Genomic DNA, 24,814 nt, shown 5'->3' with positions numbered 1-24,814 from the left:
TGCCGCTACAGAAGAATCGTCAGCAAATGCTGCATTGCTGGCTTTTGCGCCAGCCCTTTTTCGCATCAGAACAGGCGGTAGCCGTATCCCCACAGGATCACGGTGATCGCCAGTAGCACCTCCAGGACCAGCACGCCGATAGCGAGCGTCGAACTGGAGAAGCTTAATCCTTCCTCTCTATTAATGTTAAGGAAAGTCGGAATACCCAAATACAGCAAATAGCCGGTGTAAAAGAGCGCGACAGCGCCGACCAAAGCGCATAGCCATACCAGGGGATAGAGCGCCACCAGACCACTTAAAAACAGCGGCGTCGCGACATAGCCGGCAAAAACCATACAGCGCGCAAGCGATGGCCGTTGCGGATAGTTTCGCGCCATCCACCAGATGACGCGTCCCATCACCGCGACGCCCGCCAGCATCACGCCGTAGAACAAGACCGCCAGCGCAAAAGCGGTAAACAGCGAGAGTTGTAACACGTTGCCGTCGCCAAAATTCCAGCCGATTTGCGTCGTGCCGATAAAGGCGCAGACGACGGGAATCGCCGCCATCAGCAAAACATGGTGCGTATAGTGATGCGAAACGGTTTCGTTTTCGCTTTTGATCACCTGCATTTCCCGATCGGGATGGGAAAAAAGCCCCCATACATGGTTCATACTGCCCCCTTCTGCTGCCTCAGATGCCAGTATGTTCAAGTATAATTCAGTTTCTGGTTATTTTATGAACAACAGCGAAATAGTCTCCGGCAAAACGTCGGCTTTGCCACGCACGCCTCTTGCCAGGGTGTATGCTTAATGCCGGAGGTGGTTTACGCATGGATATCAACACGCTTATTACGCATTATGGCTATGCGGCGCTGGTTATCGGCAGTATGGCCGAAGGTGAAACCGTTACCCTGTTGGGGGGCGTCGCGGCGCATCAGGGATTGCTCAAGTTTCCGCTGGTGGCGGCGGCCGTCGCGCTGGGAGGGATGATGGGCGATCAGCTACTTTACTTGTTAGGACGATGCTATGGCGGGAAGATCCTGCGTCGTTTCCCGCGTTATCATACGAAGATTCGTCGCGCGCAGAAAATGATCCAACGCCATCCGTATCTGTTTGTGATCGGCACGCGTTTTATGTACGGCTTCCGGGTGGTTGGCCCGCTGCTGATTGGCGCCAGCCGCCTGCCGCCTAAAATTTTTCTGCCGCTGAATATTGTAGGCGCGCTGATCTGGGCGCTGCTGTTTACCACGCTGGGATATCTTGGCGGTGAGGTTATCGCGCCATGGCTGCACGACCTCGATCAGCATCTCAGGCACGGGGTCTGGCTGATTCTGGCCATCGTCCTGGTGGTGGGCGTGCGCTGGTGGCTGAAAAGACGCGGCAAAGCGGAGGCCCGTTAAACCCGATGGTATCCGGATGGCATAACGCCGCCATCCGGCACCCGGCGTTTATTTGGCGTTGAATTGCGGATTCGCCAGCATAAACCCGCCGTCGACAATCAGCGACTGACCGGTGGTATAGCTTGCGCCTTCCGAACACAGCCAGACGACGAGGCTGGCTATTTCATGCGTAGAACCCGGTCGGGCAATAGGGATCGAGGGTTCCGATCCCGGCTCAATGTCGCTGTCATCCATATCATTCATCGGCGTGGCGATAGCGCCTGGCGCGACGGCGTTGACCAAAATATGATGTTCAATCAGTTCCAGCGCCATGGATTTAGTCAATCCCCCCAGCGCATGTTTCGCCGCGGTATAGGCGCTGGCTTGCGGAAGCGGCGTATGCTCATGGACGGAGGTGATGTTGATAATACGCCCTCCCTCTCCTTGTTTAATCATATGCCGGGCGGCGATCTGCGCGCAGAGAAACGCGCCATCGACATCCACGGTAAAAATTTGCCGCCACTGCGTAAACGGCATATCAATAAACGCGGATTTGGTCATCGCCCCGGCATTATTGACCAGCACGTCAACGCGCCCCAGGCGCTGAATAAGATGTTCAATGGCCTGCGCGCCCTCGGGTAACTGGCTCAGGTCAAGATGAATGGTCTCTGCCCGCACACCAAACTGCGCCGCTTTTTTTGCCGTCTCCTGCGCGCCGCGTTCATCGGAATGCCAGGTGATACCAATATCAAAACCGTTTTGTGCTAATAACAACGCACACGCTTTGCCAATTCCCGAATCTGATGCCGTTACAATTGCGACTTTGGTCATATTCCTCTCCGGATGATTCATACACAGCCTAAGTATAGGAACCCTGTCTGAATCATCTGGAAAAATCAGGAATGATAACCGCCGCCCAGCGCGCTGGTAAGCTGAATAGAGGCATCCAGCCACTGGCCCTGCAACAGCAAGCCGTTACACTGCTCGCGCAGTGCCGGGATTTTGGCCTCGCTCACGCGGGAACCCGCAATAATGCCGGCATTAAAGCGCGCTTGCGCCAGACCGACCACACGCTGCGCGTCATGCTCAATCTGCTGCTGATGCTGATTTTTCTGCGCCAGCGTCTCTACCTGACTGGCGGCGCGCGCCACATCATTAACCGCATCTACCACCGCTTTGTTGTAGTTGGCGATAGAAAGGTTGCTTTGCGCTTTGGCGATATCTAGGTTGGCATTCAGCCTGCCGCTGTCGAAAATCGGCAGCGTCAGCCCGCCGGTAATGCCATATTGCTGTGCGGAATGGCGGAACAGATCGCTCAGATGTAACGCATCCTGCTGTAAAAAAGCCATCAAATTGATATCGGGATAAAACGCGGCCTTCGCGGCGTCAATGCTGCTCAACGAGGATTCAATGTACCAGTGTGCGGCCTGTAGATCCGCCCGGCGCGCCAGCAACGAATAGCCCAGTTGCGACGGTAACTGGCTTTCAACGGCGGGGAGACTCACCTGACGCAGCTTGAGCGCCGCCGATTGCGTATTGGTTAACGCGCTGAGCCGCGCTTCAATAACCTTCATTTTACCGTTAACGTCATTCAGCTGCTGCTGGGTTTTGCTGGCGTCGATATCGGTCTCGACCCCTTCAACAGAAGAAGTAATGCCGTGTTGATACAGCTCCCGGTTTACCGTCACCACGTTTTGCTGCTCATGCTCGATTTGCATCAGCACATTTTTCAGCGCCGCCTGCGTCTGCCACTCCCAGTAGAGTCGCGCCACGCCGCTTGCCAGCAATTGTTGGGTCTGCTCCTGCTCCGCTTCGCGCGCTTTGACCGCCCCGATCCGAGCGGTAACTTCAGCGCGGTTTTTCCCCCATAAATCCAGATCCCAGCCCGCCGTCAGGCCAAATGTACCGTTGGTATACCACGGCCCGGTCGTTCCCGCCGCAGGGTCGGTAATCGCGAATGGCCCCATCAGCCCTTCCGCGGACATTCGCTGGCGCTCAATGTCGGCAGAAAAGTCGAGCTGCGGGCCGTCCTGCGCCTCAACCGCTTTCGCCTGCGCTTCCGCCAGTTGAATACGCTGTTCAGCCACCTGCATATCCGGCGAATGCTGTATGGCATTATCGATCAGCGCGTCAAGCTGCGCATCGTGATACGCCTTCCACCACTGGCTATCCGGCCAACCGTTTTTCAATGCCGCCGGCAGGCTGGAATCAACATGAGAAGAGGGCGTCTGCTGGGTCAGCGACTGGCGGGTATCGTGCATGGGGGCGCAACCCGCCAGCAAAATAAAAAGCGGTAAGCTCGCTGTCGCGGCAAGGAAAGAATTACGATTCATGGAGGTGTTCTGATAAAAAAAGGTGCGCAGAGAGTACGTCTTACGGCGATCTATTTTTTAGTTACGCGTGGCAATACATCATCAGACAACAAAAGACATATTTTGAAATTTATATGATTAGTAAATAATTTCATCTGATACATTTTTTGATGTAATGATTCAATGTAAAGCCCCATTAACCCGTTAATAAATGAACGATTTTGCTGCAATACGCGCCAGCAGCCTTCATGAGTTAAACGTCGCCGCGCCCAACAAAGCAGCAGATGGCTTAATACTTTCCTATACTTTGTTTGTATTTACCAATAAAGGGACAAACAATGAAAATTCTTCTATGGGCAATCTTAATTATTTTTCTGATTGGGCTGTTGGTGGTAACGGGCGTGTTTAAGATGATTTTCTGATTCCTGCGCCGGGCAGCGATAGTATCTGCCCGGCACACGTTCTGGACGCTGTAGAGATTAGATTTTAATAGCCTGAATCGCCCGCGCAATCTCGGACGAACGGTTTAACGCCCGAATCGACTGAAAGAGTTCCGTCGCCTCAATATATTCCTTACGTAAATATCCCAACCACTGTTTAATACGCGCGACATGATATAAACCGGTATCGCCCTGCTTTTCCAGTCGGGTATATTTTTGTAATAACGTCACCACTTCCGGCCACGGCATACGCGGCTCGTTATACTTCACCACCCGGCTCAGGTTAGGAATATTTAACGCCCCACGGCCAATCATCACCGCATCGCAGCCGCTGGTCGCCATACATGCCTGCGCGCTCTGCCAGTCCCAGATTTCGCCATTAGCGATAACCGGAATAGTCAGACGCTGGCGTATTTCGCCGATCGCCTGCCAGTCGATATGCTCGGCGCGGTAGCCCTGCGCTTTGGTACGGCCATGCACCACCAGTTCACTGGCGCCGGCCTGCTGCACCGCATCGGCGATTTCAAATTTTCTATCGCCGCTATCCCAGCCGAGACGCACTTTTACCGTCACCGGCAGATGCGACGGTACCGCGGCCCGCATCGCTTTCGCGCCCTGATAGATGAGCTCGGGATCTTTGAGCAATGTCGCGCCGCCGCCGCTGCCGTTCACCACTTTTGACGGACAGCCGCAGTTCAGGTCCACGCCATACGATCCCAACGCCGTCGCCCGCGCGGCGTTTTCCGCCAGCCACTGCGGATACTGGCCCAGAAGCTGAATACGCACCGGCGTGCCGGACGGCGTGCGGCTGGCGTGATGCAACTCCGGGCAGATGCGATGAAACACTTTTACCGGCAGCAGCTGATCCACCACGCGCACAAATTCGGTGATGCAGAGATCGTAATCATTCACTTCGGTCAGCAGCTCGCGCACTAACGCGTCGAGCACGCCTTCCATCGGCGCCAGTAAAACACGCATATCGGTATCCACAGCAAAAAAAGAGGCGCTATCATAACGCCTCTCTGCGATGAGCAAAACTTTTTGCCGGGTGGCGGCACAAACGCCACGCTACGTCACATAAAGTGCTCAACGCGGCTCAAGACAGTTATCTTCTTTCCAGCCGTACAGCCATTCGATACCGCGATAAAACGCCTCCTGCGATTTCCCTTTCCACAACAGATTACGCACCTGACGCTCCACCCCGGCGGCGTGATAGAGACGCCCCATCTCGCGGGTAGACCAGACGATACGCGCCGTGCGGGGAATACGCACCGACTCATACAGCGCAAATGCCTGCTGCGCGTCGCCGTCGCAGCGTTCCAGCGCTTTGCCTAGCGTGACGGCGTCTTCCAGCGCCATACAGGCGCCCTGGGCCATATATTGCGCCACCGGATGCGCGGCGTCGCCCACCAGAGTGATACGCTCGGTTCCCCATTTCGCGACCGGCTCGCGATCGGCGGTCGACCAGCGGCGCCAGGAGGTCGGCTTGTCCAGCATCTGACGCGGGCGGGGATGAATACCGGCAAAATAAGAGAGCACCTCTTCTTTACTGCCGTCTTTCACGCCCCACTCTTCTTGCTGGCGGCTGTGGAATGTCACCACCAGATTGTACTGTTGGCCTCCGCGCAGCGGATAATGGACCAGGTGGCAATGCGGGCCTGCCCACAGCACCGGTGCGTTAATACGTAAATCGTCCGGCATATCGTCGCAATCAATCACCGCCCGATAGACTACATGCCCCGTTACGCGCGGCGCGTCGCCGAGTAAACTTTGCCGCACGACCGATTTAACGCCGTCGCAGCCCACGAGAATATCCGCCGTCCAGCTATTTCCCTGCTCATCAAACACCGTAACGTCATCCGGCGTCTGGCGGATATCGACAATATGGGTCGAGGTACGATACTCCACGCCAGGGTGCGTCAGCACCGCTTCCCATACCGTTGCATGAATATCTACCCGGTGAATTACCGCATACGGCCCGCCAAAATGGTCACGGAACGCCTGTCCGGTTTCAATGCATACCACTTCTTCGGCATTCACGGCATCCATCATGGTAATGTGATCGGTAAACACCGCACGCTGGCGGGCAACATCACCCACACCGAGACTATCCAGCGCCGAAAAAGCGTTCGGCCCAAGCTGAATACCCGCGCCAATCTCGCCAATTTCGTGCGCTTTTTCCAACAGCATGACTTTTATTCCCTGGCGCGCCAGCGACAGCGCGGTCGCCGCGCCGCCGATTCCGCCACCTACAATAATTGCGCTTGTCACGTGAGTCATGGTCATTCTCCTTTTCAGGCCGGGATTTTATCTTGTTGATTTTCCGGCGCGGCGGCAATAAACGCCGGTAGCTGTACGCAGGCGTCATAAACGGCTTTACAGCGCGGATAGCCTGATAAATCGCAGCCCATCCTGAGCGCATTCGCCCACTGAGGAATCAGGCAGCAGTCCGCAAGGCCTGGCGCGTCGCCCACGCAGAATCGTCCGGACTGACTTTTACGCAATAGCTGCTCTACCGCGCTTAACCCTTGCTGTATCCAGTGGGCGTACCAGCGTTTTTTATCCTCTTCGCTAACCTTCAGCTCATCGGTCAGGTAGCGCAACACGCGCATGTTATTGATTGGGTGTATATCGCAGGCGATAGCGTAGACAATTTCCAGCGCCTGGCTGCGCGCCGGGTCGCTCGTCGGCAGCAGCGGCGTTTGCGGAAAATGTCGGTCCAGCCAGTCGACGATGGCCAGCGATTGCCCCAACGATTCGCCGTCATCAGTGACCAGCGTCGGCACCAGGCCTACCGGATTCATCCGTCGGTAGGCCAGCTCATTCTGCTGGCCGATACGAATATTGACGCCCACCGTCTGGTAATCAATCCCCTTTAACGCCAGCGCAATACGTACACGATAAGACGCCGAACTATTAAAGAAACTGTACAGCTTCATCGTTCACCTCAGACAATTTTCACAGCAATCGGCGTCAGACCTTCTACGTTCCCGGTGATGACATCCCCTTTCACCACTGCGCCCACCCCCTCTGGCGTACCGGTGAAAATCAAATCGCCTGGCTGCAATTCAAAAAAGCCGGACAAATAGCTGATGGTTTCATTCACCGACCAAATCAGGTGACGAATATCGCTGCGTTGATGGTCTTCGCCGTTAACCTGTAGCCAAATAGGGGCGTTATCCACATTATGCGTTTCAGCGGCTTTGTGTAATGGCGCAATGGGCGCGGAGAGATCGAACGCTTTGCCGATTTCCCACGGGCGTCCCATCTGACGCATTTCCATCTGACGATCGCGACGCGTCATGTCCAGACCGGTGGCGTATCCCCAGACATATTCATGGGCTTTTTCCAGCGGGATATCGCTCCCCTTTTTACCAATCGCCACCACCAGCTCAATTTCATAATGGTAGTTATCGGTCTGCGCCGGATACGGCAGTTCCAGGGTATCCCCCGCCGCTACCGGGACGACAGCGTCCGCTGGTTTACAAAAGAAGAACGGCGGTTCGCGATCGGGATCAAAGCCCATTTCACGGGCATGGGCGGCATAGTTGCGACCCACGCAGTAAACGCGACGTACCGGAAACTGCTCATCACTGCCCGCCACGGGTACTGTCACCGGGGCCTGCGGCTGGAATACATATTTGGTCATGTTCTCTCTCCCTAATTAATAACGTGCTTCGCGGAACAGCCCCAGGGCTTCCTGAACCGGCTTGTCCGAAAAGCTGAATAACACCGTGTCTTCACTGCTGCGAAACGACACCTCATGCCAGGTCGGCGCCACAAAAATATCTTTTGCGGAAAAATGAAAAGTTTCGTTGCCGATAGTGACCTGCCCAGCCCCTTCAACGACGTGGTAGATAGTGCTGTCGGTGCTCCGCGCCACACGCGAGGCAAAGCCTTTTGGCAGCAATTGCAGGAACGCGCCCATCGACGGCATCGGATAACCACCGGTGACGGGATTAACGTAACGCAGCTTGTAACCTTCCCACTCATCCGGATCGCCCATACGGGTCAGATCGTGCAGCGCCTCGCGACTGCGGTCGTAACGGTAGTTGAAAATCGGCGACGAGTTCCCGCGCTGGTGGCGCAGCGGCAGCATATTCGCTGCATAGCGCGGCAGATAATCGCCCTCTTTTCGCGTCACCGGCTGCTGATCTTCGGGATAGTCTTCCGCAAACCCACAGCCCAGGAGGTTGACTAACGGCAGATCCAGACCATCCAGCCATACCACCGGCTCTGATCCCGGATTACCATGATCGTGCCAGCGCCACTGCGGCGTCAGGATAAAATCGCCGGTATGCATTGGCGTGCGCTCGCCGTCCACCGCGGTAAATGCGCCTTTACCTTCGACGATAAAACGCAGCGCCGACTGGTTATGGCGATGACTCGGCGCGACTTCGCCGGGCAGGATCAGCTGTAAACCAGCATATAAGGTCGCCGTGATCGACGACTGACCGCGCAATGCCGGATTTTCCAGCACCAGCACCCGGCGGATCGCCTCTTTCGCGCCAATGACATTGCCGCTTTCCATCAGTAGCGGACGAATTTCCTGATAATTCCAGTAGGCCGGCGCGCAGTTGGCGTTTGGCGTCTGCGGTACCAGGTGATGTAACGATTCCCACAGCGGCGTCAGATTCTGCCCGGAAATATGCTGGTAATACTGTTGACGGCTATCTTTTACGTTCTGATTTATTTCAGACATGGAGATTCTCCTTATTCGTTTACGACGCTGGCACGCGGCAGGTCGTCAGGTACAGAAATCGAAAGGCGGACAACCACCGTCAGCAGGGTAAGCATTACCGCGCTGATAGCCGCCGGAATAGCAATGACAAAAAACAACGTATCGAAAGAGAAATTGAGGGCCATCATCATGCCGCCGGAGAGCGAACCGACAATCGCCCCGCAGCGTCCAATGGCGTTCGACCAGCTCACGCCCGTCGCCCGGCTTTGGGTGGGGTACAGCGTCGCCGTCAGAGCATTCAGCCCGACCTGGGAACCGCTAATACCGATGCCGGTACCAAAAATCGCCAGCGCCATCAGCCAAAGGCCGTTTTCGCTCAGGCCTATCATGACAATGCAAACTGCGCCCAGCGCATAGCTCACCGCCAGTACCCGGAACGGGTTAAGCCGGTCCATCAACACGCCGAGTAACAGCGCGCCAAGCGTGCCGCCAACCTGGAATGCGGCAGTCACCCACGACGCCTGTTGCAGATCAATACCGCGATGGTTAAGTAACGTCGGCATCCAGCTGGAAAGCAGATAGATAATGAGCAGGCTCATAAAGAACACCACCCATAACATCAGGGTAATGACAAGCTGTCGCCCGGCAAAAAGCTGGCGAATACTGCCTTTGGCGATGGCTGCCGTCTCATGCAGAAAGAATTGCGTATCGTGATAGCGCTCGCCGGTAATGGCGCTGACCGTCCGGGCGACAACGGCTTGCGGTAGTTGGCGACGTACCTGCCAGCGGGGAGATTCCGGCAGCGCGAACAGCAGGCCGAAAAACAGCAGCAAAGGCAAGATGCCGCCTAGCGCCAGAATTCCGTGCCAGCCAATCAGCGGCACCAGTTGCGCGCTCACAATCCCGCCCATCGCCGACCCCAGGGTAAAACCACAGAACATCAGCGTGACCAGCGCTCCGCGTCGACGAGCGGGAAGGTATTCCGACGTCATGGTGATGGTATTCGGCATCGCTCCGCCCAGTCCCAGACCGGTTAAGAAGCGCAGCAACACCAGGGTTTCTATATCCGGCGAGAAAGCGGAAAGCAGGCTCAATGCGCCGAATAGCGCTACGCAAAGCTCAATGACCCGCTTGCGGCCAAAGCGATCCGCCAGCGGCCCGCATAGCAGCGCGCCGGCCGTAAGCCCCAGCAGCCCTGCGCCAAACAGCGGCGCAAGTTCGCTGGCGCTTAGCTGCCAGTGAGTACGAATATCCGGGGCGATGAAGCCAATCGCAGCGGTGTCGAAACCGTCGAGCATAACCACCAGAAAACAGCAGATGATAACGCGCCACTGCATTTTGCCGACGGGCGCGGCATCAATAAGGGCTTGTAGATCACGTCGTTGAGTCATAGCTAATGCCTCAGTGCAGGGAGATAGATGTTGTTTTTATGTTTGCTATGTTACGAGTTTGTAGAGTGAGCGATAAAATGTACAATGGCTTTTCAGGCAGAGACATAACCTGGAGGTTATAGCGAATGGCGAACTGGGCGCAGAAATTGAAATTACATCACCTGCAAACGCTGGTTGCGCTGGGCGAACAGGGCAACCTGACGCACGTCGCCCGGATGATGAATATCTCCCAGCCGGCGCTATCGAAGTGGTTATCTCAACTCGAAGATGAGATAGGCATCACGCTTTTTGAGCGCCACAGTAAAGGGCTACGGCCCTCGGAAGGCGGTAAATTACTGCTCCAGCACGCCCAGCGCCTAATTAACGATCTGGAGCGTTCACAGTATGAAATCGCCCGTTTCAAGCAGGGCGGCCTGGTTGGCAGCCTGAAGATCGGCTGTTCGCCCGTGGCGACTGACTGCGTATCACAGGCGATTCTGAGCCTGCTTAACGAAATGCCGACGCTGCATCTGAATATTGAAGAAAAGGTAATGACGCCGCTGCTGCACGATTTGCTTGCCGGTCAGGTGGATGTGGTGGTAGGGCGTGTCGGCGGCCGCGCCCTGCAACTGCCGCTTAATTATCAGGTACTTTATACCGAGCCGGTCTGCTTTGTGGCGCGTCCGCACCATCCGCTGGCCGCGCGAGCGCAGATCGCCTGGAGCGATCTGGCACACTGGCGGTGGATAGTCTGGCCAACCGGCACCCCTATTCGCATCAGTATTGATAACGCCCTCGTCGATAATGGCGTCATGCTCCCGGAAAACACCATTGAATCGGCGTCAATGAACGTCAGCACCAATTTGCTGCAAAGCAGCGATATGATCTCTATTCTTTCTTTACGGCTGGCGCAACGCTATGCCAGCCAGGGGCAACTGGCGATTTTAAACTTGCCAAAAATTGAGCAAAAAGGCAGCGTAGGGATGTTCTGGCGTAAGAATGAGACGCCGTCTTTGGCCCTGAGTCGCTTTTTGTATTTTTTAGCCCAGGTTTAACGCCGCCGACCAGGGGCATTGCCCGATGTTCCTGCTGTCTATACCCACTATGCTAAGAATTCATGATGTGATCGGTAGCACGTTTTAACGTTTAATTGTATGATGAATCCATCTCATCAAGGGCTTTAAACATGAGTAAGTCACTGAATATTATCTGGCAATATATACGCGCTTTTGTATTGATTTATGCCTGTTTGTACGCAGGCATTTTTCTTGCATCACTGCTTCCTATCACTATTCCCGGCAGCATTATCGGGATGTTAATTCTGTTTGTATTGCTGGCGCTGCAAATTCTGCCGGCAAAGTGGGTTAACCCCGGCTGTTATGTGCTGATTCGTTATATGGCGTTGCTGTTTGTGCCGATTGGCGTCGGGGTCATGCAATATTTTGATTTACTGCGCGCGCAATTCGGCCCGGTGGTGGTCTCTTGCGCTATCAGTACGCTGGTCGTTTTTGTGGTCGTAAGCTGGAGTTCACATCTGATACACGGTGAGCGTAAAGTGGTTGGGCAGAAGGGAACGAAAAAATGATGACATATATCTGGTGGTCGTTACCGCTGACGCTGGCGGTATTTTTCGCCGCCCGCAGACTGGCGGCGCATTTTAAAATGCCGTTGCTGAATCCGCTGCTGGTGGCAATGGTAGTCATTATTCCTTTTCTGTTGCTGACCGGTATTCCCTACGAGCACTACTTCAAAGGCAGCGAAGTACTTAACGATCTGCTGCAACCGGCGGTAGTGGCACTGGCCTATCCCCTTTATGAACAATTGCACCAGATTCGCGCGCGTTGGAAATCCATTATTAGCATCTGTTTTGTCGGCAGTCTGGTAGCGATGATTACCGGGACATCCGTTGCCTTGCTGATGGGCGCAACGCCTGAAATCGCGGCATCGGTACTGCCTAAATCCGTGACTACGCCTATCGCGATGGCGGTGGGCGGCAGCATCGGCGGCATCCCCGCGATCAGCGCGGTATGCGTAATTTTTGTCGGTATTCTGGGCGCGGTGTTTGGCCACACGCTGTTAAACGCGATGCACATCCGTACTAAGGCCGCACGCGGGCTGGCAATGGGGACCGCCTCACATGCGCTCGGTACTGCGCGCTGCGCCGAGCTGGATTACCAGGAAGGCGCGTTTAGCTCCCTGGCGCTAGTGATCTGCGGCATTATTACCTCGCTGGTAGCGCCCTTTTTGTTTCCGCTCATTCTGGCGGTAATGCGCTAACGACGGGACAAAAGACCGGGTTAAAATTTGCGATACGTCGCGCATTTTTCATTTAAGTTTCACAAGTTGCATAAGCAATGAGATTTAGATCACATATTAAGACATAGCAGGCCCGTAAACTACGGTTCCATTACATTGTTATGAGGCAACGCCATGCATCCACGTTTTCAAACTGCTTTTGCCCAGCTTGCGGATAATTTGCAATCAGCGCTGGCCCCTATCCTGGCGGACCACCATTTTCCCGCCATGCTGACCGCAGAGCAGGTCTCGACGCTTAAAAATACGGCGGGACTGGACGAAGACGCGCTGGCTTTCGCACTGTTACCTCTGGCGGCGGCCTGCGCCCGTACCGATTTGTCCCATTTTAACGTCGGCGCGATTGCGCGCGGCGTTAGCGGCAACTGGTATTTCGGCGCAAATATGGAGTTCCTGGGCGCCACCATGCAACAAACTGTGCATGCTGAACAAAGCGCGATTAGCCACGCCTGGCTACGCGGCGAAAAAGGGCTCGCCGCCGTCACCGTTAACTACACCCCTTGCGGCCACTGTCGCCAGTTTATGAACGAGCTGAACAGCGGTCTGGATCTGCGCATTCATCTGCCGGGCCGCGCGCCGCATACGTTACGCGATTATCTGCCTGACGCTTTCGGGCCAAAAGATCTGGAGATCAAAACGCTGCTGATGGACGAGCAGGATCATGGCTTTACGTTAACGGGCGATACGCTAACGCAAGCGGCGATAACGGCAGCCAATAAGAGCCATATGCCTTATAGCCACTCGCCGAGCGGCGTGGCGCTGGAATGTAAAGATGGCCGTATTTTCACCGGCAGCTATGCGGAAAACGCCGCCTTTAACCCTACGCTCCCCCCGCTGCAAGGCGCGCTAAACCTGCTGAGTCTCAATGGCTATGACTATGCGGATATTCAGCGCGCGATTCTGGCGGAAAAAGGCGATGCGGCATTAATTCAATGGGATGCCACCGCCGCAACGCTGAAAGCGTTAGGTTGCCATAATATTGACCGCGTGCTTCTCGGCTAAGCAAATGTGCCGGATAGCGACGCACTGGCGTCTTATCCGGCCTGACTCTCCTCTCCCGCGACCCGATACAAGGGAAATCATGCTGAAAATCTCCGCAATCAGACGGCGGTTTCTTGCGCTACGTCTTCGGGTACAGTAGCCTGATCGTACTTTCATCCTGGTATCGAGTTTCCTGCATGTTAAAGCGCGTGTTTTACAGCCTGTTGGTCCTGGTAGGCTTGCTGCTGTTGACGGTGCTTGGCCTCGATCGGTGGATGAGCTGGAAAACAGCGCCCTATATCTATGACGAGCTACAGGATCTTCCCTACCGCCAGGTTGGCGTCGTGTTAGGGACAGCCAAATACTATCGCAAGGGTGTCATTAATCAGTACTATCGTTATCGTATCCAGGGCGCGTTAAACGCTTACAATAGCGGTAAAGTCAATTACCTGCTGCTCAGCGGCGACAATGCCCTGCAAAGCTATAACGAACCGATGACCATGCGCAAAGACCTTATCGCGGCGGGCGTCGATCCTGCGGACATTGTGCTTGATTACGCTGGCTTCCGTACGCTTGACTCCATTGTGCGTACCCGCAAAGTGTTTGATACCAACGACTTTATTATCATCACTCAGCGCTTCCACTGCGAACGCGCCTTGTTTATTGCGTTGCATATGGGCATTCAGGCGCAGTGTTACGCGGTACCTTCACCCAAAAATATGCTGACAGTGCGCCTGCGCGAATTTGGCGCCCGCTTTAGCGCGCTGGCGGATCTCTATATTTTTAAACGCGAACCGCGTTTTTTAGGCCCGCTGGTACCTATTCCCACGCAGCATCAGGTGCCGAATGACGCCCAGGGGTATCCGGCCGTTACGCCGGAACAATTGCTTGAACTGGAAAAGAAAAAAGGGAAATGATCATGGATGTACAGACGATATTTGTCATATTAGCCTTTCTGCTACTCCCGCTTTTTTGCTTCCGTGAGGCCTGGAAAGGCTGGCGAACCGGCGCGGTAGATAAAGTTGTCAAAAATGCGCGAAAACCGGTTTATGTTTATCGCCATGCCGATCCCGTACAATATTGGTCTTATCTTTTTCTTTATACCGGTTGCGGTTTTTTATTTACTGGAATGATTATTTATCTTCTTTTTTATCGTTAATCTATTTACTATCCCTTTAAAATTGAGAATAGTTATTATTATGATATAAGGAACAAATGCTGTTTTGCATTCTGGTTTCATTTTTTTGTGAATTCTTTCACAGAATACCCTTCTTTCAATGCTTAGGCTGGCGGTAGATTTTGGATCATTAAAACGCGTTATTTGCGTTTCGCCTTAATTTATTCAAGCATTAAGGAAGATTATATGCCGCAACAAAATTATCTGGATGAACTCACGCCTGGTTTTACGCCATTACTGGCAATAAAAGAGGCTTCACGTTGTTTATTATGTCACGATGCGCCCTGTAGTCAGGCTTGCCCGGCGCAAACCGATCCGGGGAAATTTATTCGTTCTATTTACTTTCGCAATTTTAAAGGCGCAGCGGAAACTATCCGGGAAAATAATGCGCTTGGAGCCGTCTGCGCCAGAGTCTGTCCGACGGAAAAATTATGCCAGCGCGGATGTACACGTTCCGGAATAGATAAACCTATTGATATTGCACGCCTGCAACGTTTTATTACCGATTTTGAACAGCAGACTGCCATGCAGATTTATCAGCCCGGGAGTAAAACACGCGGGAAAGTCGCGATTATTGGCGCGGGTCCGGCAGGTTTGCAGGCAAGCGTGACGCTCACACATTTAGGCTATGACGTCACCATTTACGAAAAACAGCCGCAGCCCGGCGGATGGCTGCGTCACGGCATCCCGGCATTTCGTCTGCCGCAAAGCGTACTCGATCAGGAAATTGCCCGCATTGTAGAAATGGGCGTCAATATTAAATGTAATTGTGAGGTGGGCGGGTCGCTATCGCTTGCGCAACTCAAAGCCGAATATCGCGCCGTGCTGATGACCGTCGGGATGTCCTGTGGCTCTGATTTACCGTTATTTGAGCAAGCCAGTCACGTAGAGATTGCCGTTGATTTTTTACAGCGCGCCCGTCAGGCCGAAGGCGATATTAGCGTTCCGCGTAGCGCATTAATTATTGGCGGCGGCGACGTAGCGATGGATGTCGCCAGTACGTTAAAAATTCTCGGCTGCCCTTCCGTCACCTGCGTGGCGCGGGAAGAATTAGCCGAATTCCCCGCCAGCGAAAAAGAATTTACCAGCACGCAGGCATTAGGCGTATCGATTATTGATGGCTTTACGCCTGTCGCCGTCAGCGGAAATAAAGTGACCTTCCACCATGTACGCCATTCAGGAGAACTGACGCTGGAAGCAGAAAATATTATTTTGGCCGTGGGGCAGCACGCGCGACTGGATGCCTTTGCGGAGATAAAAGCGCAGCATAATATTATCGACACGCACAATTATCAAACCGACGACCCGGCGATCTTTGCCGCTGGCGATATTGTTAAAGGCGATAAGACCGTCGTTTATGCGGTAAAAACCGGAAAAGAAGCCGCTCAGGCTATTCATCATTATTTAGAGGAGGCCTGCTCATGTTAACAAAAGATTTGTCTGTTACCTTTTGCGGCGTTAAGTTTCCCAATCCGTTTTGCCTTTCTTCTTCTCCGGTAGGCAACTGTTATGAGATGTGCGCCAAAGCCTATGATACCGGCTGGGGCGGGATCGTTTTTAAAACCATTGGTTTTTTTATTGCCAACGAAGTCTCTCCACGTTTTGATCACCTGACGAAAGAAGATACCGGTTTTATTGGTTTCAAAAACATGGAGCAAATTGCTGAGCATCCGCTGGAAGAGAATCTGGCCGCCATTCGACGGCTAAAACAGGATTATCCGGATAAGGTGCTGATTGCTTCCATCATGGGGGAAAATGAGCAGCAGTGGCAGGAACTGGCGCGTCTGGTTGAAGAAGCCGGCGCGGATATGATTGAGTGTAACTTCTCTTGCCCGCAGATGACCTCGCACGCCATGGGAAGCGATGTAGGGCAAAGCCCGGAGCTGGTTGAAAAATACTGCCGCGCCGTAAAACGCGGTTCATCTTTGCCAATGCTGGCGAAAATGACGCCGAATATTGGCGATATGTGTGAAGTCGCGCTGGCCGCCAAACGCGGCGGAGCCGACGGTATCGCCACCATCAACACCGTGAAATCCATTACTAACATCGACCTGAACCGCAAAATCGGGATGCCGGTGGTTAACGGTAAATCCAGCATCTCCGGTTATTCAGGAAAAGCGGTGAAACCCATTGCGCTGCGTTTTATCCAGCAGTTGCGAATGCACCCTGAACTGCGCGATTTCCCGATTAGCGGTATCGGCGGCATTGAAACCTGGGAAGACGCTGCCGAATTTCTGCTGCTGGGCGCGGCGACCCTACAGGTGACGACAGGCATTATGCAATACGGTTACCGCATTGTAGAAGATATGGCGAGCGGCCTCAGCCACTATCTGGCCGATCAGGGATTTGCCTCATTACAGGAGATGATCGGACTGGCGAATGGCAATATTATCCCGGCGGAAGACCTGGATCGCAGCTATATCGTCTATCCGCGGATTAATCAGGAGAAATGCGTCGGCTGCGGACGTTGCTATATCTCCTGCTATGACGGCGGTCATCAGGCGATGGAGTGGGATGAACACAGCCGCACGCCGCATTGCAATACGGAAAAATGCGTCGGTTGTCTGCTGTGCGGTCATGTCTGCCCGGTCGCCTGTATTGATTTAGGCGAGGTCAAATTTAAAAAAGGCGAAAAAGAACACGCGTTAACGCTGTAGCTCGCGGTATGAAGCCCGGCGCGCAGTTTCGCTGCGCCGGGTTATCTGATAAGCAAAGCAATACGTCTGGATAACTACTTCTTACGCGCGTATTTCAGCGAGTCCAGCGCCACGGCGAAAATGATAATGCCGCCTTTGATAATGTACTGCCAGTACGGGTTTACCCCGATATAGGTCAGGCCATAGTTGATGACGGTAAAGATAATGACGCCGGTCACCACGCCGAAGACCGTCCCCACTCCGCCGCTAAACGATACGCCCCCGACCACGCACGCGGCAATCGCATCCAGTTCATACATAAAGCCGAGGTTGTTGGTGGCAGAACCAATACGCCCTGCTTCCAGTAAGCCGCCGAAGGCATAAAACACGCCGGAGAGCGCATAAATCATCAGCAGGTTCAGCGCCACGTTTACGCCAGAAACTTTCGCCGCTTCCGGGTTGCCGCCAATAGCAAAAATGTTTTTACCAAAGCGGGTCTTATTCCACAGCACCCAGACAAACGCTACCGCAATCAGAGCGTAAAAGGTGATGTATGAGAGCCGGAAACTGCCCATCGCCACAAAGCCCTGCGCAAAGGTGGAAAAGCCGCTGTCAAAGCCGGAAATGGGCGAAGCGCCGACAAAGTCATAGTAAAGAGAGTTGATTCCATAAACGATAATCATCGTGCCAAGCGTGGTAATAAACGGCGTCACATTCAGGTAAGCAATGATGATGCCGTTCACCAGGCCAATCACCGCGCCAATCGCGCAGACAATCAGGATGACCAGCGCAATCGGCATGGTCGCCATTTCCGGAAACACTTTGTTGGCGTTTTCCATTGATTGCAGTAATGTTGCCGCCACAACCGCCGCCAGCCCTACCTGACGCCCCGCCGACAGGTCTGTCCCCTGGGTGACGATGAGCCCCGCCACGCCCAGCGCGATAATAATACGTACCGAAGATTGCGTCAGAATATTACTTAAATTCAGCAAACTTAAAAAAGTCGGGTCCTGGAAAATAATAATCGCCAGCAGCACTAAAAGAACGACGTAAATTCCGCCCTCTTTCAGCCAGGTCAAAAAGCTTTTCTTGTTTAACGCACTCATAAGGAGCCCCTGATCTTAAAGGTGCAAAGAAGCAAGACGCAAAATTTCGTTTTGCGTTGTTGTTTTAGTATCGACAATGCCGGAAACGAGACCGTTACTCATCACCAGGATACGATCGGTAATCCCTAACAGCTCCGGCATTTCAGAAGAGATAATGATGATCCCCTTGCCTTTTTTCGCCAGTTCCGCAATAAGCTGATAAATTTCAAACTTTGCGCCGACATCAATGCCGCGGGTCGGTTCGTCCAGCATTAATATTTCCGGCTGCGTTAATAGCCAGCGACCAATGATCACCTTTTGCTGATTGCCGCCGGAAAGCGAACCAATTTGCGTGCGATGCCCCGGCGTTTTTACCCGCATGGAATCAATGACCCATTGGGTGTCGCTTTTCATCCGGGAATTATCCAGTAACCCCACTTTATTTTTATAATTACGGATATTCGAAATTAATGAGTTAAATCCGATATCCAGATAGGCGTAAATTCCGGTGGAACGACGCTCTTCCGTCACCAGCGCAAAACCGTGGTTAATCGCTTCGTTCGCAGTGTGATTATTAATTTTCTTGCCATGTAAAGTGATTGTCCCGGACGACTTCTCACGAATACCAAACAGCGTTTCGACGATATCGGTACGCTTTGCCCCAACCAGGCCGGCAATGCCCAGAATTTCGCCCTTGTGCAAATCAAAGGAGACATCGCGAATGGAAGGCTGGCGCAGCGAGGTCAGGTTACGTACCTCCAGAATCACGTCGCCCGGCTTATTTTCTTTATCCGGAAAGCGCTGGTTCAGGGAACGCCCGACCATCATCGCAATGATCTTATCCATATCCAGCCCTTCCAGCGGCTGGGTGGCAATCCACTGACCGTCGCGCAAGATAGTAATTTCATCGCACAATTGAAAAATTTCTTCCATTTTATGCGAGATATAAACAATTCCGCAGCCGCGTTCTTTCAGCTTGCGAATAATGGTGAACAGATGATTAACCTCTTTCTCAGTTAACGATGAGGTCGGTTCATCCATAATAACGATCTTAGCGTTATAGGAAAACGCCTTCGCAATTTCGATCATCTGCATTTGCGAAACGGATAACGTTCCTACGCGCGCGCGTGGGTCAATATCGATATCCAGTTCATCAAATATCGCTTTGGTATCCTGGTACATTTTATCCTGGTCGACAAACATACCTTTGGTGGGATAACGTCCCAGCCACATGTTATCCATGACCGAACGTTGTAATACCAGGTTTAACTCCTGGTGTACCATCGAAATCCCATTCTCCAGCGCTTCTTTCGCCGAATGGAAGTCCACTTCTTTTCCCTGAAATACAATGCTGCCGGAATCTTTTTGGTAAATACCGAAAAGACATTTTAATAATGTTGATTTGCCTGCGCCGTTTTCGCCCATTAATGCATGAATAGAGTGCGGACGAACGTTTAAGTTGACATTATCAAGCGCTTTCACGCCGGGAAATGATTTGTTAATGCCACGCATTTCCAACAAATATTCACCCGACGACGGAGAGATCGTGCTGCCCATAATGATACCCTGTCGGCCTTTTTAATTATGACTATCCGCGCCGGATGGCAAAAGAAATACGTTATCCGGTCTGCGGCACATCACCCTTCCACGGTTTCAGGGCGCAACAAAATTGCGCCCACAGACGGAAAAGTTATTTTTGGGTAAATTCGCTCAGATTGTCTTTGTCCACGCCGACATAAGGCACGCGCACGATTTTGTTCTCAATCTTCCAGCTGGTGCCGTCAGCCGCGCCCTTGCCTTCGGCGAGGTTTTTCGCCAGATCGAATGTCGCTTTCGCCTGATTGTTGGCGTCATTCAGTACCGTACCGGCCATCGCGCCCGATTTCACCAGCGCCAAAGCTTCCGGTAACGCATCGACGCCAAAGACCGGAATCGACGATTTATTATGCGCTTTCAGCGCCTCTACCGCGCCCATCGCCATCGCATCGTTATTCGCGATAACCACTTCAATCTTGTTAGCGTTCGGGCCAGACAGCCAGGCATCCATCTTATCTTTTGCCTGCGCGGTATCCCACATGGCGGTGTCTAACGCCAGTTGCTCGGTCTGAATACCTTTAGCATTTAACTCTTTCACCACATACGTCGTACGGGCTTCAGCATCCGGGTGCCCCGGCTCGCCTTTCAGCAGAACATACTGAATTTTACCGTCTTTATTCAGATCCCAACCCTGATTCGCCTGCCAGTGTTTGGCAATCAAGTCGCCCTGAATCACACCGGATTCTTTAGAGTCAGTCCCGACATAATACGCCTTGTCATAGCTGTCCAGCGCTTTGCGGGAAGGCTCTTTGTTAAAGAACACCACCGGCACATTTTGCCCGCGCGCTTTCTCAATCACCGTACCGGCGGCTGCCGGGTCGACCAGGTTAATCGCCAGAGCTTTAACCCCTTTCGCCAATAAAACGTCAATTTGATCATTCTGTTTGGATTGATCGTTTTGCGAGTCATTCATCAGTAGCTGAACATCCGGCGCGGATTTGCCATCTTTTTCAATAGCCTTACGCACCACGGACATAAAGTTATCGTCATATTTATAAATCGTCACGCCAATACGAGTATCAGCCGCGTGTGCGTGCGCGCCGAATAACAGACTTGCCATCACGGCAGAAAGGGTCAGTACCTTCTTATTCATGGTAGCTCCGGTTTTATTATGTAGGGTATAGCGTAAAAAAATGCCCGGCTGTTCAGCACGTTAACGCGTGTTACTGAACGCCGAAGCGTATTTAGAGCCTATCCCACCAGGCGTTATTGGCGCAGCCAGTTTGGACACGGACAGCGCGCAAAAACCGCAGCGTACACGTAGTACGTGAGGTTTGACTCGCTACGCTCGCCCTTCGGGCCGCCGCAAGCGGCGTTCAAAACGCTAACGCGTTTTGGCGAGCACTGCCCAGGTCCAAAATGGCAAGTAAAATAGCCCTAATGGGATAAGCTCTTATTCAACTCTTTATTTTTGTCCGGTAGTCGCGGGATATTGTGATAACGGTTTTTATAAGCGAAATACCCCAGCAAAACTGACAACTAACTGTTACACATTAGTTACAGTGCGACAAACGTTGTCATCATAGCTATCACAATGTTAATAAACTGTGAATTTACTCACAGATTGAAAACGGTTACATGCGGGGCGTAATCAGTTAGTGATCAGTACCGCATTCTGTCGCCACGCCACCGAATGGCGCCGCACCAGGGTCGGCATAAAGCAGTGCGTCGCCGTGATATCCAGCGTGCCTGCAGCCCCCTGTAACGCCAGCTCGGTCGCGATTTTCGCCATAGAAGCAATAGGATAGCGCACGGTAGTCAACTGAGGATCGGTATAACGAGCAATAGGGATATCGTCGAAACCGATGACAGACAGATGCAAGGGAATGGCGATGCCGTTATCTTTTAACGCCGTCAGCGCGCCCGCCGCCATGTTATCGTTATAGGCAAATACCGCCGTCAGTTGCAGATTGCGTCCCAGCAACTCAACCATTGCCGACTCGCCGCCCTGCATGTCCGGCGTGCCGGTGCCTATCCAGCTCTCCGACGCAGCAATCCCCTGCTCTTGCAGCGCGTGTAACCACCCTTCTCTGCGCATCGCGTCATCTTCAATATGGTGGCTGGAGGCCAGGTAGCCGATGCGTTGATGTCCATTATTCAGCAACATTCGGGTCGCCATTCTGGCACCGCTCACATTGTCGAGACAGACACAACGATGCGCATAACCCGGCACGATACGGTTAATCAGCACCATACCGGGGATCTGATCCATAAAGTCGCTCAGCTCGCGATCGGTTAAGGCTTTTGAGTGAACAATCAATGCGTTACAACGCTGACGGATCAAGACTTCAATCGCATGACGCTCTTTTTCCGCCTCATGATAACTGTTGCCAATGAGAACATATTTCTGGTGCTGCTGCGCGACCAGATCTACGGCTTTCACCAGAGCGCCGAAAAAGGCATCGGAAACATCCATGACCACGACGCCGATGGTATCGCTCACCTGGGTGGCCAGCGCTTGCGCATTCGCATTTGGTCGATATCCCAGCAGGGTGACGGCCTGCATAACGGCGTCACGGGTGTCGGGACTGACCAACGCGCTGTTATTCAGTACGCGGGAAACGGTCGCTACAGACACGCCAGCCTGGCGCGCTACATCACGAATGGTGATCATATTCACTGCCCTGTTTGAGTTCAAAAATGCTCACAAATGCCCCGTTAGCAGGCGGCTATTTTGTCAGCACCCTGCCCAGGGCTGCGTGAGAAACATCACAGGGATGGAAACGGTTACAGCCATTTTGTTAATGAATGTGATCCAGATCGTTATCTGAGCGATCCTGACGCGCGCAACGTGAGTTGACGCCATAACCACTCGACCGGTCCCTGTCGCCAGAAACGTAGCCAGATGACGGAAAAGAGAAGGTTTATTGCCCATACCGGAACGACAAAGAACAAGAGTTCCAGTCGATTGAATTTCATAAATAAGCCAAACTGATAAAACAGTGTGGTACAGATGATCGTCTGCAGCAGATAATTGGTCAGCGCCATTCGCCCTACGCAGGCAATGGCAAGCGTCAGTCTGCATCGGCTAAGCTGCGGCCAGAAGCCAAACATCAGCGCGGCATAGCCCAGCGTTTGCAACGGCGCGCTCAGTTCGCGCGGCGCCTGCAATAAGAAGGCGCACCAGCGGTACGCCCAGTCCAGCCGCCATTGTAAAATGACCGCAGGCAGGTTGATCATTAGCCCTAACGCCACCAGCAGAACCCCGGTACGGCGATAGTGCCGCAGACTGTACTGACCTTTCAGCCAGCCGCTACGCATTAGCGCGGCGCCCAGCAGCATCATACCTGCCAGTTGCCAGCCATACTGCGCGCCGAGCGCCAGTAAACTATTTGACAGCATCTCTGCCCGGTTGCTGATAGCCTCCATGCCGCCGTTCAGCTTCCAGTATTTTTCATACAATATTGCCGACGCATCCGGCGTCCAGGCGCGGCTGGTTTCGCTACTCGATACCACGCCCAGCAGCAGTAGCACGCCAATCCCGACCAGATAAAGGAGTATGCCGGTATTGAACAGGCTTTTTACCGAAGGCGCGTCGCGTACCAGTCGCCAGCAAATTAATCCGACCAGACCGTAGGCCAGCAGAATGTCGCCGTCCCAAAAGAATAACGCATGGATAAAACCTAACAGTACCAATAGCGTCAAGCGCGACTGAATCCACTGTTTACCACGCGGAAGCAGCATTTGTAGCCCCGCGCCAAACAACAACGCGAACAGCGTAAGAAACTTAGCCTGCGCCACAATATCGAGAATCGCCCAGGACCAGGCGTCTTCGGGAACGATCGCGCCGTACCAGGCGGGATTGAGATAAGCCGCCTTCGGCAATCCAAAGGCGCTAATGTTAAGAAGCAGGATACCGAGGATAGCGACGCCACGTACAAAATCCAGCGTGACATTACGTTCCATCGTCTCCGCCTTAATCATGGATGATGGCGAACGGCACGCAGAAACTCCTGGCGCGTATTCTGGCTGGACTTAAACAATCCGCCCAGCGACGTCGTCGTCGTGGCGCTGGTTGCGTCACGAATACCGCGCGCTTTCACGCAGTAATGCACCGCATCAATCGATACCGCTACATTATTGGTGCCGAGCAAGGTTTGCAGCGCCGTCAGAATTTGTTGGGTCAAACGTTCCTGAACCTGCGGACGCTGGGCGAAGAATTGCACGATGCGGTTAATTTTCGACAGGCCGATCACGGAATCTTTGGGGATATACGCAACGGTCGCTTTGCCATCAATGGTCACGAAGTGATGTTCACAGGTGCTGGTCAGCGTGATATCGCGGACGGTGACCATTTCATCCACCTTCATTTTATTTTCAATGAGGGTAATTTTCGGGAAATTGGCATAGTCGAGGCCGGCGAAAATCTCGTCAACGTACATCTTAGCGATACGATGCGGCGTTTCCATCAGACTGTCATCGCTCAAATCGAGATTCAGCAACTGCATAATCTCAGTCATATGCCCTGCGATAAGGCTTTTTCGCGTTTCATTATCCAGTTCATCCATAGGCGGGCGCAGCGGCGTTTCCAGCCCCCGGGCAACCAGCGCGTCATGAACCAGGGCCGCTTCTTTACTGAGTGATGGCATTAATCGTGTTCTCCTGCAGGTGTGGCGCCTCTGCCCTGCATGGGGCAAAGTTTGTCAATATTGTGACAGTGTGATTATTGTGCGTGAGGTAGCGCACATAATCCAGTATTCACGCCCATAATTGTTGAAATTGTCGCTGCCTTTCATGACATCTTTTCCGGTGCGAGAATGATGGCAGGACAAAGGGCATATTTGTTAACGCAACGTTATTTAAATGATGAAGCATGTTTATGTATTACGGAAGTGAAAGTTACTCACAACGCGGTGAATAATC

At 53.1% G+C, this 24,814-nt stretch carries 25 protein-coding genes; 10 read left to right on the top strand and 15 right to left on the bottom strand.

Annotated elements, in window-relative coordinates; all coding sequences use genetic code 11:
* Window positions 1-65 precede the first annotated feature (65 nt).
* A complete protein-coding gene (locus ACLJR2_RS16875) occupies window positions 66-653 on the bottom strand; it encodes a Yip1 family protein (protein ID WP_001017057.1) in 588 nt (195 codons plus the stop codon).
* Window positions 654-811: 158 nt separating this feature from the next.
* Here ACLJR2_RS16875 and ACLJR2_RS16870 point away from each other — a divergent pair, with 158 nt between their 5' ends.
* Window positions 812-1,381: a DedA family protein gene (locus tag ACLJR2_RS16870; protein ID WP_001523476.1), complete on the top strand. Its 570-nt coding sequence runs from the start codon at window positions 812-814 to the stop codon at window positions 1,379-1,381.
* A gap of 48 nt (window positions 1,382-1,429) precedes the next feature.
* Here the strand turns inward: ACLJR2_RS16870 and ACLJR2_RS16865 are convergent, their stop codons facing one another.
* Together ACLJR2_RS16865 and mdtQ are read right to left on the bottom strand one after the other, a co-directional pair.
* Complete coding sequence (locus ACLJR2_RS16865; protein ID WP_000169611.1) at window positions 1,430-2,191, bottom strand: SDR family oxidoreductase; 762 nt, start codon at window positions 2,189-2,191, stop codon at window positions 1,430-1,432.
* Window positions 2,192-2,256: 65 nt separating this feature from the next.
* Entirely contained in the window at window positions 2,257-3,693 is a 1,437-nt protein-coding gene (gene mdtQ, locus ACLJR2_RS16860) for a multidrug resistance outer membrane protein MdtQ (protein ID WP_001081451.1), read from the bottom strand.
* Between the two features lie 317 nt (window positions 3,694-4,010).
* Here mdtQ and yohP point away from each other — a divergent pair, with 317 nt between their 5' ends.
* Window positions 4,011-4,094 (top strand): small membrane protein YohP, encoded by an 84-nt coding sequence (gene yohP, locus ACLJR2_RS16855; RefSeq protein ID WP_000698460.1) that lies wholly within the window; start codon window positions 4,011-4,013, stop codon window positions 4,092-4,094.
* 57 nt (window positions 4,095-4,151) lie between these two features.
* On the opposite strand, the gene dusC is transcribed toward yohP, so the two are convergent.
* The 6 genes from dusC to ACLJR2_RS16825 all read right to left on the bottom strand — a co-directional run bounded on the left by dusC (window position 4,152) and on the right by ACLJR2_RS16825 (window position 10,184).
* Entirely contained in the window at window positions 4,152-5,090 is a 939-nt protein-coding gene (dusC, locus tag ACLJR2_RS16850) for a tRNA dihydrouridine(16) synthase DusC (protein ID WP_001264843.1), read from the bottom strand.
* A gap of 108 nt (window positions 5,091-5,198) precedes the next feature.
* On the bottom strand, window positions 5,199-6,392 hold the full coding sequence (locus ACLJR2_RS16845) for a 3-hydroxybenzoate 6-monooxygenase (RefSeq protein ID WP_000150103.1): 1,194 nt from the start codon (window positions 6,390-6,392) through the stop codon (window positions 5,199-5,201).
* A gap of 14 nt (window positions 6,393-6,406) precedes the next feature.
* The gene (gene maiA / locus ACLJR2_RS16840) at window positions 6,407-7,051 is read right to left on the bottom strand and encodes a maleylacetoacetate isomerase (RefSeq protein WP_000781195.1); all 645 of its coding nucleotides are present in this window, start codon (window positions 7,049-7,051) and stop codon (window positions 6,407-6,409) included.
* An 8-nt stretch (window positions 7,052-7,059) separates the two neighbouring features.
* Entirely contained in the window at window positions 7,060-7,761 is a 702-nt protein-coding gene (locus ACLJR2_RS16835) for a fumarylacetoacetate hydrolase family protein (RefSeq protein ID WP_000170621.1), read from the bottom strand.
* 15 nt (window positions 7,762-7,776) lie between these two features.
* Window positions 7,777-8,814, bottom strand: coding sequence for a gentisate 1,2-dioxygenase (gtdA, locus tag ACLJR2_RS16830; protein ID WP_001289857.1), 1,038 nt, complete (start codon window positions 8,812-8,814; stop codon window positions 7,777-7,779).
* Window positions 8,815-8,825: 11 nt separating this feature from the next.
* On the bottom strand, window positions 8,826-10,184 hold the full coding sequence (locus ACLJR2_RS16825; RefSeq protein ID WP_000194214.1) for an MFS transporter: 1,359 nt from the start codon (window positions 10,182-10,184) through the stop codon (window positions 8,826-8,828).
* Between the two features lie 125 nt (window positions 10,185-10,309).
* On the opposite strand from ACLJR2_RS16825, the gene ACLJR2_RS16820 reads away from it, so the two are divergent.
* The 8 genes from ACLJR2_RS16820 (at window position 10,310) to preA (ending at window position 17,291) form a co-directional block, all read left to right on the top strand.
* The gene (locus ACLJR2_RS16820) at window positions 10,310-11,218 is read left to right on the top strand and encodes a LysR substrate-binding domain-containing protein (RefSeq protein WP_000024658.1); all 909 of its coding nucleotides are present in this window, start codon (window positions 10,310-10,312) and stop codon (window positions 11,216-11,218) included.
* 131 nt (window positions 11,219-11,349) lie between these two features.
* Window positions 11,350-11,748: a CidA/LrgA family protein gene (locus ACLJR2_RS16815; RefSeq protein WP_000045719.1), complete on the top strand. Its 399-nt coding sequence runs from the start codon at window positions 11,350-11,352 to the stop codon at window positions 11,746-11,748.
* Entirely contained in the window at window positions 11,745-12,440 is a 696-nt protein-coding gene (locus ACLJR2_RS16810) for a CidB/LrgB family autolysis modulator (protein WP_000989296.1), read from the top strand. The genes ACLJR2_RS16815 and ACLJR2_RS16810 overlap by 4 nt, the downstream gene beginning before the upstream one ends.
* A gap of 153 nt (window positions 12,441-12,593) precedes the next feature.
* Window positions 12,594-13,478 carry a cytidine deaminase gene (gene cdd / locus ACLJR2_RS16805; protein ID WP_000553526.1) on the top strand — a complete coding sequence of 295 codons (885 nt, stop codon included), beginning with the start codon at window positions 12,594-12,596 and terminating at the stop codon, window positions 13,476-13,478.
* Window positions 13,479-13,654: 176 nt separating this feature from the next.
* On the top strand, window positions 13,655-14,374 hold the full coding sequence (gene sanA, locus ACLJR2_RS16800) for an outer membrane permeability protein SanA (protein WP_000920081.1): 720 nt from the start codon (window positions 13,655-13,657) through the stop codon (window positions 14,372-14,374).
* Window positions 14,371-14,616, top strand: coding sequence for a DUF2542 family protein (locus tag ACLJR2_RS16795; RefSeq protein ID WP_000605187.1), 246 nt, complete (start codon window positions 14,371-14,373; stop codon window positions 14,614-14,616). The genes sanA and ACLJR2_RS16795 overlap by 4 nt, the downstream gene beginning before the upstream one ends.
* 204 nt (window positions 14,617-14,820) lie before the next feature.
* Window positions 14,821-16,062 carry an NAD(P)-dependent oxidoreductase gene (locus ACLJR2_RS16790; RefSeq protein WP_001136408.1) on the top strand — a complete coding sequence of 414 codons (1,242 nt, stop codon included), beginning with the start codon at window positions 14,821-14,823 and terminating at the stop codon, window positions 16,060-16,062.
* A complete protein-coding gene (gene preA / locus ACLJR2_RS16785; RefSeq protein WP_000956095.1) occupies window positions 16,056-17,291 on the top strand; it encodes an NAD-dependent dihydropyrimidine dehydrogenase subunit PreA in 1,236 nt (411 codons plus the stop codon). Before ACLJR2_RS16790 ends, preA begins: the two co-directional genes overlap by 7 nt.
* 74 nt (window positions 17,292-17,365) lie before the next feature.
* Here preA and mglC read toward each other — a convergent pair whose 3' ends face one another.
* The 6 genes from mglC to folE all read right to left on the bottom strand — a co-directional run bounded on the left by mglC (window position 17,366) and on the right by folE (window position 24,540).
* Window positions 17,366-18,376: a galactose/methyl galactoside ABC transporter permease MglC gene (gene mglC, locus ACLJR2_RS16780; RefSeq protein WP_001275101.1), complete on the bottom strand. Its 1,011-nt coding sequence runs from the start codon at window positions 18,374-18,376 to the stop codon at window positions 17,366-17,368.
* 15 nt (window positions 18,377-18,391) lie between these two features.
* Window positions 18,392-19,912, bottom strand: coding sequence for a galactose/methyl galactoside ABC transporter ATP-binding protein MglA (gene mglA, locus ACLJR2_RS16775; RefSeq protein WP_000535914.1), 1,521 nt, complete (start codon window positions 19,910-19,912; stop codon window positions 18,392-18,394).
* A gap of 133 nt (window positions 19,913-20,045) precedes the next feature.
* Window positions 20,046-21,044 carry a galactose/glucose ABC transporter substrate-binding protein MglB gene (gene mglB / locus ACLJR2_RS16770; RefSeq protein ID WP_001036938.1) on the bottom strand — a complete coding sequence of 333 codons (999 nt, stop codon included), beginning with the start codon at window positions 21,042-21,044 and terminating at the stop codon, window positions 20,046-20,048.
* A gap of 498 nt (window positions 21,045-21,542) precedes the next feature.
* Window positions 21,543-22,565 carry an HTH-type transcriptional regulator GalS gene (gene galS, locus ACLJR2_RS16765; RefSeq protein ID WP_000628628.1) on the bottom strand — a complete coding sequence of 341 codons (1,023 nt, stop codon included), beginning with the start codon at window positions 22,563-22,565 and terminating at the stop codon, window positions 21,543-21,545.
* Between the two features lie 149 nt (window positions 22,566-22,714).
* Window positions 22,715-23,857 carry a DUF418 domain-containing protein YeiB gene (gene yeiB / locus ACLJR2_RS16760; protein WP_001518079.1) on the bottom strand — a complete coding sequence of 381 codons (1,143 nt, stop codon included), beginning with the start codon at window positions 23,855-23,857 and terminating at the stop codon, window positions 22,715-22,717.
* 14 nt (window positions 23,858-23,871) lie between these two features.
* Window positions 23,872-24,540, bottom strand: a complete 669-nt coding sequence (folE, locus tag ACLJR2_RS16755; protein ID WP_001139611.1) for a GTP cyclohydrolase I FolE — start codon at window positions 24,538-24,540, stop codon at window positions 23,872-23,874.
* Window positions 24,541-24,814: the final 274 nt, after the last annotated feature.

Origin of the sequence: Salmonella sp. SAL03688 (genome assembly GCF_046551895.1) — a bacterium.
Lineage (GTDB): Bacteria > Pseudomonadota > Gammaproteobacteria > Enterobacterales > Enterobacteriaceae > Salmonella > Salmonella enterica.
The sequence above is the reverse complement of the archived record's forward strand: the minus strand, read 5'-3'. Positions and strand labels throughout refer to the sequence as shown.